The organism is Streptomyces sp. NPDC059909, from assembly GCF_042730885.1.
In the GTDB taxonomy this organism is placed as follows: domain Bacteria; phylum Actinomycetota; class Actinomycetes; order Streptomycetales; family Streptomycetaceae; genus Streptomyces.
Genome location: NZ_JBHWKX010000002.1, coordinates 153,059 through 165,702 on the forward strand (window position 1 = coordinate 153,059; position 12,644 = coordinate 165,702).

General features: G+C 70.0%; 9 protein-coding genes and 1 pseudogene. 6 read left to right on the forward strand and 4 right to left on the reverse strand.

Going from position 1 to position 12,644, the window contains the following annotated elements; translation table 11 throughout:
• Positions 1 to 66 precede the first annotated feature (66 nt).
• Both uvrC and ACFV9O_RS02745 read right to left on the reverse strand, forming a co-directional pair.
• Complete coding sequence (gene uvrC / locus ACFV9O_RS02740; RefSeq protein WP_385411353.1) at positions 67 to 2,085, reverse strand: excinuclease ABC subunit UvrC; 2,019 nt, start codon at positions 2,083 to 2,085, stop codon at positions 67 to 69.
• Positions 2,086 to 2,203: 118 nt separating this feature from the next.
• The gene (locus ACFV9O_RS02745) at positions 2,204 to 2,632 is read right to left on the reverse strand and encodes a Rieske (2Fe-2S) protein (protein ID WP_385411355.1); all 429 of its coding nucleotides are present in this window, start codon (positions 2,630 to 2,632) and stop codon (positions 2,204 to 2,206) included.
• 231 nt (positions 2,633 to 2,863) lie between these two features.
• Here ACFV9O_RS02745 and ACFV9O_RS02750 point away from each other — a divergent pair, with 231 nt between their 5' ends.
• Complete coding sequence (locus ACFV9O_RS02750) at positions 2,864 to 3,781, forward strand: carbohydrate kinase (protein ID WP_385411357.1); 918 nt, start codon at positions 2,864 to 2,866, stop codon at positions 3,779 to 3,781.
• Between the two features lie 188 nt (positions 3,782 to 3,969).
• Here the strand turns inward: ACFV9O_RS02750 and uvrA are convergent, their stop codons facing one another.
• Positions 3,970 to 6,954: an excinuclease ABC subunit UvrA gene (gene uvrA, locus ACFV9O_RS02755; RefSeq protein WP_385411358.1), complete on the reverse strand. Its 2,985-nt coding sequence runs from the start codon at positions 6,952 to 6,954 to the stop codon at positions 3,970 to 3,972.
• A gap of 224 nt (positions 6,955 to 7,178) precedes the next feature.
• Between uvrA and ACFV9O_RS02760 the strand changes: the two genes are divergently transcribed.
• The 5 genes and pseudogenes from ACFV9O_RS02760 to ACFV9O_RS02780 all read left to right on the forward strand — a co-directional run bounded on the left by ACFV9O_RS02760 (position 7,179) and on the right by ACFV9O_RS02780 (position 11,149).
• Positions 7,179 to 7,868 carry a maleylpyruvate isomerase family mycothiol-dependent enzyme gene (locus tag ACFV9O_RS02760; protein WP_385411360.1) on the forward strand — a complete coding sequence of 230 codons (690 nt, stop codon included), beginning with the start codon at positions 7,179 to 7,181 and terminating at the stop codon, positions 7,866 to 7,868.
• A 258-nt stretch (positions 7,869 to 8,126) separates the two neighbouring features.
• The gene (locus tag ACFV9O_RS02765) at positions 8,127 to 8,687 is read left to right on the forward strand and encodes a DinB family protein (RefSeq protein ID WP_385411361.1); all 561 of its coding nucleotides are present in this window, start codon (positions 8,127 to 8,129) and stop codon (positions 8,685 to 8,687) included.
• Between the two features lie 133 nt (positions 8,688 to 8,820).
• Positions 8,821 to 8,916, forward strand: a pseudogene (locus ACFV9O_RS02770) (IS5/IS1182 family transposase); the annotation flags it as partial.
• 107 nt (positions 8,917 to 9,023) lie between these two features.
• The gene (locus ACFV9O_RS02775) at positions 9,024 to 9,680 is read left to right on the forward strand and encodes an MBL fold metallo-hydrolase (protein ID WP_385411363.1); all 657 of its coding nucleotides are present in this window, start codon (positions 9,024 to 9,026) and stop codon (positions 9,678 to 9,680) included.
• 191 nt (positions 9,681 to 9,871) lie between these two features.
• Complete coding sequence (locus ACFV9O_RS02780; RefSeq protein WP_385411364.1) at positions 9,872 to 11,149, forward strand: MFS transporter; 1,278 nt, start codon at positions 9,872 to 9,874, stop codon at positions 11,147 to 11,149.
• Positions 11,150 to 11,555: 406 nt separating this feature from the next.
• Here the strand turns inward: ACFV9O_RS02780 and ACFV9O_RS02785 are convergent, their stop codons facing one another.
• Positions 11,556 to 12,569, reverse strand: coding sequence for a TerC/Alx family metal homeostasis membrane protein (locus ACFV9O_RS02785; RefSeq protein ID WP_385411366.1), 1,014 nt, complete (start codon positions 12,567 to 12,569; stop codon positions 11,556 to 11,558).
• Positions 12,570 to 12,644: the final 75 nt, after the last annotated feature.

The window sequence follows — 12,644 nt, forward strand, 5'->3', positions numbered from 1 at the left end:
GTTCTTCTCGGTCTGTGCGGCCGTGCTGCTCAGCACCGTCCCGCTGCCCGGCTCTGTCCTGAGCGGTCATTCCGTACTTCCCCCGTCCTCGGTCGTACGTGCTGCTGGAACCCCGTCGTCCGCTTCCTCTTCAATGATCTCTCCTGTCGCCGTGTTCACGGCGGGCGCGGCCGGGGCTGCCTGCGCAAGGGCAACGACGAGGGACTCGGCCGTCTTCCTGCCCATGCCCGGCACCTCGCAGATCTGCTCGATTGTCGCCTGCCTCAGGCGCTTCACCGAGCCGAAATGCTTGATCAGAGCCTGCTTGCGGGTCTCGCCGAGGCCGGGGACGGCGTCCAGCGGGCTGGTCCGCAGCCGCTTGGTGCGCTTGGAGCGCTGGTAGCGGATCGCGAAGTCGTGAGCCGTGTCACGGACGCGCTGGATGAGGTAGAGCCCCTCGCTGGAGCGCGGGAGCACGACCGGGTCGTCCTCGCCCGGCAGCCATATCTCCTCCATGCGCTTCGCGATGCCGCACACGGCGACATCGTCGATGCCCAGCTCGTCCAGGGCCCGCTGGGCGGCCGCGACCTGCGGCTGTCCGCCGTCGACGAGCACGAGCTGGGGAGGGTACGCGAACCGCTTCGGCTTCCCGTTGCCCTCGTCCGCCGGCACCTCACCGTCCTCGGCCGACCACTCCCCCGTCCTCTCCTTCTCGGCCAGATAGCGCTTGAAGCGCCTGCTGATCACCTCATGCATGGAGCGGACGTCGTCCTGGCCCTCGAAGCCCTTGATCTGGAAGCGCCGGTACTCGCTCTTGCGGGGCAGCCCGTCCTCGAAGACGACCATGGACGCGACGACGTCCTCACCCTGCAGATGCGAGATGTCGAAGCACTCGATCCGCAGCGGCGCCGAGTCCAGGTCCAGCGCCTCCGCGATCTCCTCCAGTGCCCGGGAACGGGTCGTGAGATCGCTGGCGCGCTTCGTCTTGTGCAGGACGAGGGCCTGCTGCGCATTGCGCTCGACCGTCGCCATCAGGTCCTTCTTGTCGCCGCGCTGCGGGATGCGCAGCGACACGTTCGCCCCCCGGCGGCCGGTCAGCCACTGGGTGACCGCGTCGAGATCCTCGGGGAGGGCCGGGACGAGGACCTCCTTGGGGACGGCGTCGCCGCTCTCCTCCCCGTAGAGCTGCTGCAGTGCGTGCTCGACCAGTCCCGCGGTGTCGACCGCCTCGACCTTGTCCGTGACCCAGCCGCGCTGGCCGCGGACCCGACCGCCGCGTACGTGGAAGATCTGGACGGCTGCCTCCAGCTCGTCCTCGGCGACCGCGATCAGATCGGCGTCGGTGGCATCGGCCAGCACCACCGCGTTCTTCTCCATGGCCCGCTTGAGGGCCTCTATGTCGTCGCGGAGCCGGGCCGCCCGCTCGTACTCCATCTCCTCGGCCGCCGCCATCATGTCCTTCTCCAGGCGGCGGATGTACGTGCCGGTGCGGCCGGCCATGAAGTCGCAGAACTGTTCGGCCAGTTCGCGGTGCCCCTCCGGGGTGACGCGCTCCACACAGGGCGCCGAGCACTTGCCGATGTACCCGAGCAGGCAGGGGCGGCCGGTCCGGGCGGCGTTCTTGAAGACCCCGGCCGAGCAGGTCCGCACGGGGAAGACCCGCAGCATCAGATCGACGGTCTCGCGGATCGCCCAGGCGTGCCCGTACGGACCGAAGTAGCGCACGCCCTTCCGCTTGGCCCCGCGCATGACCTGGACCCGCGGGAACTCCTCGTTCATGGTCACCGCGAGATACGGATAGCTCTTGTCGTCCCGGTACTTGACGTTGAACCGGGGGTCGAACTCCTTGATCCAGGAGTACTCCAGCTGCAGCGCCTCCACCTCGGTGGAGACGACCGTCCACTCCACGGAGGCCGCGGTCGTGACCATCGTGCGCGTGCGTGGGTGCAGACTCGCCAGGTCCTGGAAGTAGTTGGCGAGACGCTGCCGCAGGCTCTTCGCCTTGCCGACGTAGATCACCCGGCGGTGCTCGTCACGGAACCTGTAGACCCCTGGCGAGTCGGGGATCTGTCCCGGCTTGGGACGGTAGCTGGAGGGGTCTGCCATGCCGCCCACCCTACTGGCGGCCACCGACAACCGGGGCCCGCCGTGGGAGGCCGTGACCCGGCGGGTGACGGTGCCTGACCGACCTGGGGGAAGCCGCCGTGACCCTGAGTGCGGGCGGTTACGCGTCCGGGCCCGCGACGAGCTTTCCGTCTCGCACGGTGACCGGGACCTCCGGGAGCGGCACGGTCGCCGGGCCCCGGACGGCCTCGCCGGTCGTGACGTCGAAGCGGCTGCCGTGGCAGGGGCAGTTGCCCTCGGTGCCCTCCAGCTTGTCCAGGAGGCAGCCCGCGTGGGTGCACTGGGCGCTGAACGCCTTGTACTCACCCTTCGCCGGGCAGTGCACGACGAGCCGCTGCTCGCGGTACAGCTTGGCGCCGCCGACCGGGACCGCGTCCGCGGCACCGAGGTCGACCGGCGCGGTCGGGGTCGGGACCTGGGCATGGCCGAGCTTGGACTCGGTGGAGCACGCGGCGACCCCCAGCCCGGCGGCCCCGGCGAGGGCAGCGCCTTTCAGCACGGTACGGCGGGCTGCGGGCTGGCCGGGCATGAAGTCTCCACTGGTCGGGGCGGGTGTGCGGGTGTCGGTGACAGACCCGACGATACCGGCGCAGATCGCGGCACCCGCGGGCGGGTCGGGGCCAGGCCGGGACGACGGGGCCGGGGCGAGGGGCTTGGTCGAGGCCCGGGCGAGGCCGCGCCGGGGCGAGGGGCTGGGCCGGCGCGGGCCGGAGCACGGACGCACTGTCGTCGACCGGAACGATGGGTTACGTTTTCGGGCGTGATCGTCGTCGCCGGTGAAGCCCTGATCGACCTGGTCCCGCAGCAGGCGTCGGCCGACGGCGAACCGCTGCCGCCGCTGCTGCCGAGGCTCGGCGGGGGCCCCTACAACACGGCGGTGGCCCTGGGGCGGCTCGGTTCCCGCGTCACCTTCTGCTCGCGCATCTCGACGGACGGCTTCGGCGAGGCGCTGCTGGGCGGGCTGCACGCGGCGGGGGCCGGGACGTCCCTGGTGCAGCGGGGGCCGGAGCCGACGACGCTCGCGGTCGCCGCGATCGACGCGGACGGTTCCGCGGGATACGGCTTCTACACGTCCGGGAGCGCGGACCGGCTCTTCGAGCTGCCGCCCGAACTGCCGTCAGAGGTGCGGGCGTTGGTGCTCGGGACATGCTCGCTGGTGCTGGAGCCGGGAGCGAGCGCGTACGAGGCGCTCCTGCGGCGCGAGGCGGAGCGCGGGGTCTTCACCCTGCTCGACCCGAACATCCGCCCGGGGTTGATCGACGACCCCGATGCATACCGGGCGCGTTTCGAGGGCTGGCTCCCGTCGGTGTCGCTGCTGAAGGTCTCCGAGGACGATGCGAAATGGCTGGGGGGCTCCCCGGAGCGGTGGCTGGCCAAGGGCCCGGCCGCGGTGGTGCTGACGCGCGGCGAGCGGGGCCTCACGGTGTTCACCCGGGACGGCAGGGAGGCCTCCGTCCCGGCCGCCCCCGTTACGGTGGCCGACACCATCGGTGCGGGCGACACGGTGAACGCGGCGCTCCTCCATGAGCTGGCGCGCCGGGACGCCCTCTCGCCGGGCGCGCTCGATGGTCCGACCGCACGCACCTGGACCGAGGTCCTCGCCTTCGCCGCCCGCGCGGCCGCCGTCACCTGCTCCCGCACGGGCGCGGAGCCGCCGTACGCGTCGGAGCTGACGTAGCCCGTCGGGACAGGCCCCGATCCCCCACCCGGTACCGGGCGCGGCTTGGATGTCCGTCCTCGAACGCCGTACGGGCTTGGCACGTGCCCCGCACCGGCAGGTGAACCCGCATGTCCGTCCTCGAACGCCGGACAGGCTGACTGCGCCCGGGTGCGGGGCCGGCGCGGCCCCGCCTCCCGGGCGCGGCATCACGCCTGGCGCGTGGCCCGGGCCTTGCGGACCGGCACCGTGGCCGTGGCCGCCTTCTTCGTGGGCGTGGAGTTCGCCGCCACCGCCGCCTTCTTCGTCGCCCTCTTCCGCGACTGCGGCGGCACCGCGTCGCTGATGCGCTCCGCGCTGAGGATGTCCCGCAGGAACTTGCCGGTGTGGCTCGCCGGGACGCCCGCGACCTCCTCGGGGGTGCCCTCGGCGATGACGAGGCCACCGCCGCTGCCGCCCTCGGGGCCCATGTCGACGACCCAGTCCGCGGTCTTGATGACGTCCAGGTTGTGCTCGATGACGATCACCGTGTTGCCCTTGTCGACCAGGTTGGACAGCACCTTGATCAGCTTCGAGATGTCCTCGAAGTGCAGACCGGTGGTCGGCTCGTCGAGCACATAGACCGTGCGGCCCGTGGACCGCTTCTGGAGCTCGCTCGCCAGCTTGACGCGCTGCGCCTCGCCACCCGACAGCGTCGGTGCGGACTGCCCGAGCCGGACGTATCCGAGCCCCACCTCGTTCAGCGTCTTCAGATGGCGGGCGATCGTCGGAACGGCCTCGAAGAAGTGCAGGGCCTCCTCGATGGGCATGTCCAGCACCTCGGCGATCGACTTGCCCTTGTAGTGAACCTCCAGGGTCTCCCGGTTGTAGCGCGCGCCGTGGCAGACCTCGCACGGGACGTACACGTCCGGCAGGAAGTTCATCTCGATCTTGATGGTGCCGTCGCCCGCGCAGTTCTCGCAGCGCCCGCCCTTGACGTTGAAGGAGAAGCGGCCGGGCAGATAGCCCCGCACCTTCGCCTCCATCGTCTCGGCGAAGAGCTTGCGGACGTGGTCGAAGACGCCGGTGTACGTCGCCGGGTTGGAGCGGGGCGTACGGCCGATGGGCGACTGGTCGACGTGCACGACCTTGTCGACGAGGTCGTCGCCGTCGACGCGCGTGTGCCGCCCGGGGACCGACTTCGCGCCGTTCAGCTCGCGCGCCAGGTGCGTGTACAGGATGTCGTTGACCAGGGTCGACTTTCCGGAGCCGGAGACTCCGGTGACGGCCGTGAAGACTCCGAGCGGGAACGACACATCGATGTCCCGCAGGTTGTTCTCCCGGGCGCCGTGCACCGTCAGCCGTCGGGTCGGGTCCATGGGGCGCCGGATGTCGGGCGTCGGGATGGACTTCTTCCCGGACAGATACAGCCCGGTCATCGACTCCTTGTTGCTCAGGAGCTCCTTCAGCGGTCCGGAGTGGACGACCTTGCCACCGTGCTCGCCGGCACCCGGGCCGATGTCGACGACCCAGTCGGCGTGCTTGATGGTGTCCTCGTCGTGCTCGACGACGATCAGCGTGTTGCCCATGTCGCGCAGGCGGACGAGCGTCTCGATGAGCCGGTGGTTGTCGCGCTGGTGCAGTCCGATGGACGGCTCGTCCAGCACGTACAGCACACCGACCAGACCGGAGCCGATCTGGGTGGCGAGCCGGATGCGCTGGGCCTCGCCGCCCGAGAGGGTGCCCGCGGCGCGGTTCAGCGACAGGTAGTCGAGGCCGACGTCGACGAGGAACCGCAGCCGCTCGTTGACCTCCTTCAGCACCCGCTCGGCGATCTTCTTGTCCCGGGCGTCCAGCTTCAGCTGCGCGAGGAAGTCGGCGCAGTCGCTGATCGACATCGCGGAGACCTCGGCGATGGACTTCTCCATCACCGTGACCGCGAGGACGATCGGCTTGAGGCGGGTGCCCTCGCAGGTCGGGCAGGGCACCTCGCGCATATAGCCCTCGAAGCGCTCGCGGCTGGCGTCGCTCTCGGCCTCGCTGTGCCGCCGCCGGACGAACTCGACGGCGCCTTCGAACGCCGGGGTGGTGTACGCCCGCTCCCGTCCGTACCGGTTCCGGTAACGGACCTCGACCTGGGTCTTGTGCCCGTACAGCAGGGCCTTCCTGGCGCGCAGCGGCAGCCCGGCCCAGGGCATGCCCGTGCTGAAGCCGAGTGCCTGCGCCAGCCCGCCGATCAGCCGCCCGAAGTACTCCTTGGTGTGGCCGTGGGACCACGGGTGGATCGCGCCCTCGTCGAGCGACCGCTCCTCGTCGGGGACGATCAGGTCGGGGTCGACCTCCATGCGCGTACCGATACCGGTGCAGTCCGGGCAGGCGCCGAAGGGCGAGTTGAAGGAGAAGGAGCGGGGCTCCAGCTCCTCGAACGACAGGTCGTCGTACGGGCAGTACAGATGCTCCGAGTACATCCGCTCGCGCTCGGGGTCGTCCTCGGGGAGGTCGACGAAGTCGAGCACGACCATGCCGCCGGAGAGGCCCAGCGCGGTCTCGACGGAGTCGGTGAGCCGGCGCTTGGCGCTCTCCTTGACGGTGAGGCGGTCGATGACCACCTCGATGGTGTGCTTCTCCTGCTTCTTCAGCTTGGGCGGATCGGTGAGCTGGATGGTCTGCCCGTCGACCCTGGCCCGGGCGTAGCCCTTGGTCTGGAGGTCGGAGAAGAGGTCGACGAACTCTCCCTTGCGCTCGCGCACGAGCGGCGAGAGCACCTGGAAGCGGCTGCCCTCGGGCAGCTCCAGCACCTTGTCGACGATGGCCTGCGGCGACTGGCGCGAGATGGGGCGGCCGCACTCGGGACAGTGCGGCTTGCCGATCCGGGCGAAGAGCAGCCGGAGGTAGTCGTAGACCTCGGTGATCGTGCCGACCGTCGAGCGAGGGTTGCGCGAGGTGGACTTCTGGTCGATCGAGACGGCCGGGGAGAGGCCCTCGATGAAGTCGACGTCCGGCTTGTCCATCTGCCCGAGGAACTGCCGGGCGTACGAGGACAGCGACTCGACGTACCGGCGCTGTCCCTCGGCGAAGATCGTGTCGAACGCGAGCGACGACTTGCCCGACCCCGAAAGCCCGGTGAAGACGATGAGTGAGTCACGCGGGAGGTCGAGCGAGACGTTCTTGAGATTGTGCTCGCGAGCGCCACGGACGATGAGACGGTCGGCCACGCCGGGTCCGCACCTTTCTTGAGTCTGAGAGAGGTCGTGAAAACGGGGGACGGCCCCCGTCCCGGACTGCTCCAGGCTAGGGGCGCCACCTGATCGATGACGGCCGGACGGATGAATGCCTGACTACCAAGGATGCCTCTACCGAGCCTATAGCACGCGCATTCGATTTTCGGGGCGCCTCCACCACCTTCACGCGAACGTGTGGCGGGGCTATCGTCTTCCCCATGATCGAACCTGTGCGCGACCTGACCGCCGTGCGTGAGGCCACCGACCGGCTCCTCCACGCAGCCTCCGGAATGGACAACGCGGCGGTCGCCGAGCCGTCACGGCTCCCCGGCTGGAGCCGCGGCCACGTCCTCGCCCACGTCGCCCGTAACGCGGACGCACTCGTCAACGTTCTCCAAGGCCGTCCGATGTACGTGACCGGCGAAGCCCGCGACGCCGACATCGAGCGGGATGCACCCAGGCCGCTCTCCGTCCAGCTCGACGACGTACGCGAGAGTGCCGGCCGCTTCCAGGCCGCGGGCGCCGGGGACGCCGACTGGTCCCGCACCGTCGAGCTGCGCAACGGCGTGAAGGACGCGGCGGCCCGCATCCCCTTCCGGCGCCTCGTCGAGGTCGAGCTGCACCACGTCGATCTCGGCGTCGGCTACGAGCTGGAGGACCTCCCTGCGGACTTCGTGGAGCGCGAGATCGACTTCCTCACCGAGCGCTACACGGGGCACAAGGACGTGCCGGCCACCACCGTCGTCGCCGACGACGGCCGGGCGTGGACCACGGGCGGCGGCGCCGACGGCGGGCCCGTCACCGTCAAGGGCCCGGCGCCCGACCTGCTCGGCTGGCTGGCCGGCCGCCGGGACGGCTCGGTCCTGGAGGTCTCGGACGGACCGCTTCCGGTGCTGCCGCCTCTCTAGGTAGGGCCTGTCCGGCGGACCATCCGAGGCTTTCACTTCGAGATGACGTCGTGGTGGAGGGGCGGGTGCGGGCCTGGTTTGTGAGGCATCCCGCCGGGGGCGATCCGACCCGCACCTGGCTGAAGCGGATGCAGCACCGGCCTCGCCTCCTGGAGGCCTCGTCGCCGAGACCGGCGCCACACTCTGATGCGACCATGACGTCCCTCGAAGCGAAAACTCAGTAGCGAGCCTGGGCCGCTACAGACGATCATGCGACCCATGAGTGACCAACCCGCGCGATGGACCCAGGCAACCGTCTACCCCGATATGTGGGCCGATCCGGACGACGACCCCCGCGACAGAGATGGGGCCAGTCCGGACGGCGAGCTTGCGACGCTGCAGGACTTCCTGAGCGGCTACCGCTTGACGTTGCGGATGAAGTGCGAGGGCCTGGATGCGGAGCAACTGGCCCGTCGGGCGGTTCCGCCGTCGACGATGTCGCTGCTCGGTCTTGTCCGGCACCTCGCCGAGGTGGAACGGGACTGGCGCAACTGGATCACCGACGGTGACCCGCTGCCGAAGCTGTACGGCGAGAAGGACGCGGACTTCAACGGCGCGGTCGCCGAGCCGGCCGAGGTCGACGCCGCGTTCACCGCCCTGGAGCGCGAGCAGGCCGCGACCGACGCCGCGCTGGCCGAGCACCCGGATCTGGGCGAGCGTGTGGGGAAGGAAAAGATCGCAGTCCGGGAGCTGCTGGTGCACATGATCGAGGAATACGCCCGTCACTGCGGGCACGCCGACCTGTTGCGCGAGTGCGTCGACGGAAGGGTGGGCCAGTAACGAGGGCCGGGATCCAGTCCCGCCCCCACCCGCACGTCACCTCGAAGTGAAAGCCTCAGAGGTGACTGGTCTGTGCTCGTGTCGTTGACCCGGGCATGGGGCGGGCGGTCTCACGCATGAGGAGGGGGCACGGCTGGAACGGCATCTGCCCAGGCCAGGGCGGCGTGGTGGCCGGTGGAGTGATCACCGCACGGTGATCAACGGGATCCTCTTCCGGGGTCGTACGGGCACCGTCACCGTCGCCTCGATCCGGCTCTGGCTCCGCCCATGATCCGCCGGACAGGCCCTGGCTGGTCGGTGCTGCCGCCGCTGCGGTCGGCTGAGTACGCTGACCCCATGACATACAGCGGAGCGGTCAAGGTCGGCGGTCCGGCGGAAGTGCACGAGCTGGCGGACCTGATGATCTCCAAGGTCGCGGTCGGACCGATGGACAACAACGCGTACCTGCTGCGCTGCCGGACGACCGGCGAGCAGCTCCTGATCGACGCGGCCAACGAGCCCGAGACCCTGCTCCGGCTGATCGGTGACGACGGCATCGCGTCCGTCGTCACCACCCATCGGCACGGCGACCACTGGCAGGCGCTGGCCGAGGTGGTCGCGGCCACGGGGGCCCGTACGTACGCGGGCCGCCTCGACGCCGAGGGCATTCCGGTGCCCACCGATGTCCTCCTCGATGACGGCGACACCGTCCGGGTCGGCCGGGTCGGGCTCACCGCCCGCCATCTGGTCGGCCACACCCCGGGGTCCATCGCCCTGGTCTACGACGACCCGCACGGCCATCCGCACGTCTTCACCGGTGACTGTCTCTTCCCCGGCGGGGTCGGCAACACCCACAAGAACCCCAAGGCCTTCGAGAGCCTGATCAACGACGTGCAGACGAAGCTCTTCGACCAGCTCGCGGACGAGACCTGGGTCTACCCGGGGCACGGCAACGACACGACGCTCGGCGCCGAGCGGCCGCATCTTCCGGAGTGGCGCGCCCGCGGCTGGTGAGTTCCCGCGCCGGGTGCCGACATCGGTCCATGTCGCGCTTCCTCGCGCCCCCGTAACCACGGGTGATCACGGGTAGTTGGCGCGACATGCGCGAAAGTCACGCTCCGTTGCCTGCTACTTCTTCCGATCCCTCCGACACCTCCGCTTCCTCCAGCCCCTCCGATTCCTCCCCCGCTGTTCCCGCCGTTTCGATGCCGCGGCTCGCCGCGGCATCGCTCGCCGGGACGGCCGTGGAGTTCTACGACTTCTTCGTCTACGGCACCGCCGCCGCCCTGGTGCTCGGGCCGCTGTTCTTCCCGACGTTCTCTCCGCTCGCGGGGACGCTGGCCGCCTTCGGCACGTTCGCGGTCGGCTTCGTCGCGCGTCCGCTCGGTTCCGTGCTGTTCGGGCACGTCGGCGACCGCTACGGGCGGCGGCCGGTGATGTTCGCCTCGCTGCTGCTGACCGGGCTGGCCACGGTCCTGGTCGGCTGTGTCCCGTCGTACGCGACCCTCGGCGTCGCCGCTCCCGTACTGCTGCTGGTGCTGCGCTTTCTGCAGGGGCTCGGGCTCGGCGGTGAGTGGGGCGGGGCCGTGCTGCTGACCGCCGAGCACGCGCCCGCCGCACGGCGGGGACTGTGGGCGAGCTTCCCGCAGATCGGGCCGGCCGTCGGATTTCTGCTGGCCAACGGGGTGATGCTGGCGCTGTCGGCAGGGCTGAGCGATGACCGGTTCCGGGAGTGGGGCTGGCGGGTGCCGTTCTGGGCGGCGGGGCTGCTCGCGGCGGGCGGACTGCTGCTGCGCAGCTCGCTGGCGGAGACCCCGCATTTCCGGGAGATCGGCGAACCGGCCAGGCTGCCGCTGGCCGAGGTGCTGCGCGGGCACTGGCGGCTGGTGCTGCTGACCGCGGGGGCGCTGGCCGTGGGGTACGCCGTCTTCTACGCCGTCTCCACCTGGTCGCTCGCGTACGGCACCGAGCGGCTCGGTGTCAGCCGGACGGCCATGCTCACGTGCATCATGGCGGCCGTGGCGATCAAGGGCGCCGTCACGCCGTTCGCCGCCATGCTCGGCGACCGCTACGGACGGCGGCCGCTCTGTCTCATCGGCTGCACGGCCACCGCGCTGTGGATGTTCCCGATGGTGGCGCTGCTGCAGACCGGCGAGCCGCTGCTGATGTTCGCCGGGTTCCTGGGCGCCATGCTGGCGTTCATCACCATGTTCGCGGTCGTCGCGGCGTATCTGCCGGAGCTGTACGAGCCGAGGGTGCGGTGCACCGGCGCGGCCGTCGGCTACAACCTGGCAGGGGTCCTGGGCGGCGCGCTGACCCCGATCGTGGCCACGGCCGTGGCGGGCGGGAGCGGTCCGCCGTGGGGCGTCGCCGCGTACCTGACGGGGATCGCCCTGCTCAGCCTGGCGTGCTTCGCGCTGCTGCCGGAGACCCTGCCGAAGCGGGTGGCGGCGGATCCCGCGCAGGAGGGAGCCGCCGCCTGAGCACCGGTCGCGGCCGCTGCGACCGCCGTCGACCGGGCCGCGGTGCGCCGCAAACGGGAACACCGGCCGGGGTTGCCGGCAACCCCGGCCGGTGTCCTGTCGCGTACGTCGCCTGGATGCCACGCGCTCGGTCACGCGGGGCGCGGACGGCGCCTTTCCGGCGCACCCAGGTGGGTCAGGCGTCCGCTCCCAGGCGGGTCAGTAATCCGGTCGCCTGACGGCGACACCCTGCGTGCGTGAAAATCGGTGTGTGGTCGTCCGGCGGACGTCGTGCCGCCGCACCGGCCGGGCCAGGCAGACCTGACGCCTGGTCAGCCAGCTCAACCAACTCGGCTACCAAGCGACCCTCCAAGCAGAAGGAGCTGCCTGACCAGCGGCTACGGACGCGGGAGGGGGGATTTTCGAATCAGGCGTCGATGCTGTTCTTCTGCGCCGTGTCGCCCGCCTCGGCAGCCGCCTTCTCGGCCGCCTCGCGCTCCTCCTGCTTCCTGGAAGCGATGAGGCTGGTGATCGTGGTGATGATCAGCACGCCGCAGATGAACACCAGCGAGAACGGGATGGAGATCTCGGGGACATGGAGCCCGGACTCGTGCATCGCGTGCAGCACCAGCTTGACGCCGATGAAGCCGAGGATCACCGACAGGCCGTAGCTCAGGTGGACCAGCTTCCTCAGGAGTCCACCGATCAGGAAGTACAGCTGGCGCAGTCCCATCAGCGCGAACGCGTTGGCCGTGAAGACGATGTACGGGTCCTGGGTCAGGCCGAAGATCGCGGGAATGGAGTCCAGCGCGAAGAGCACGTCGGTGGTGCCGATGGCGAGCATGACGACCATGAGCGGCGTCAGCACGCGCTTGCCGTTGGCGCGGATGAAGAGCTTCGTGCCGTGGTACCGGTCGGCGACGCCGAACTTCTTCTCGATGGACTTGAGGAGGCGGTTCTCCTCGAACTCGTCCTCCTCCTCGTCCGAGCGCGCCTCCTGGATGAGTTTCCAGGCGGTGTAGATCAGGAATGCGCCGAAGATGTAGAAGACCCACGAGAAGCTGGCGATGATCGCGGCGCCCGCGGCGATGAAGATGGCCCGCAGGACCAGGGCGATCAGGACACCCACGAGCAGCACCCGCTGCTGGAGGTGGGACGGCACCGAGAACTTCGCCATGATCAGGACGAACACGAAGAGATTGTCGACACTGAGCGACTTCTCGGTGATGAAGCCCGCGAAGAACTCGCCGGAGGCCTGGGTCTCGCCGGCCACCAGCAGGCCGAGGCCGAAGAGTGCGGCGAGAACGATCCAGACGACCGTCCAGATTCCGGCTTCCTTGATCGACACGTCATGCGGCTTGCGCCCGATGAAGAAGTCGACCGCGATCAGGGCGATCAGACCAAGAATGGTCAGCACCCACAGGGTCCATGAAACGTCCACTGCGCCTCCGGCGTCGTACGGCTACTGATCAGCGTCGTCGCTGCCGGAGGTCTCTTCCACCCGGGCGGCCTGCTG

What these genes read in the sequence shown, in the direction of transcription:
- ACFV9O_RS02760 (WP_385411360.1), top strand. Translation starts at nt 7,179, where the DNA reads ATGATCGAACCTGTGCGCGACCTGACCGCCGTGCGTGAGGCCACCGAC.
- ACFV9O_RS02765 (WP_385411361.1), top strand. Translation starts at nt 8,127, where the DNA reads ATGAGTGACCAACCCGCGCGATGGACCCAGGCAACCGTCTACCCCGAT.
- ACFV9O_RS02775 (WP_385411363.1), top strand. Translation starts at nt 9,024, where the DNA reads ATGACATACAGCGGAGCGGTCAAGGTCGGCGGTCCGGCGGAAGTGCAC.
- ACFV9O_RS02780 (WP_385411364.1), top strand. Translation starts at nt 9,872, where the DNA reads ATGCCGCGGCTCGCCGCGGCATCGCTCGCCGGGACGGCCGTGGAGTTC.
- uvrC (WP_385411353.1), bottom strand. Translation starts at nt 2,085, where the DNA reads ATGGCAGACCCCTCCAGCTACCGTCCCAAGCCGGGACAGATCCCCGAC.
- ACFV9O_RS02745 (WP_385411355.1), bottom strand. Translation starts at nt 2,632, where the DNA reads ATGCCCGGCCAGCCCGCAGCCCGCCGTACCGTGCTGAAAGGCGCTGCC.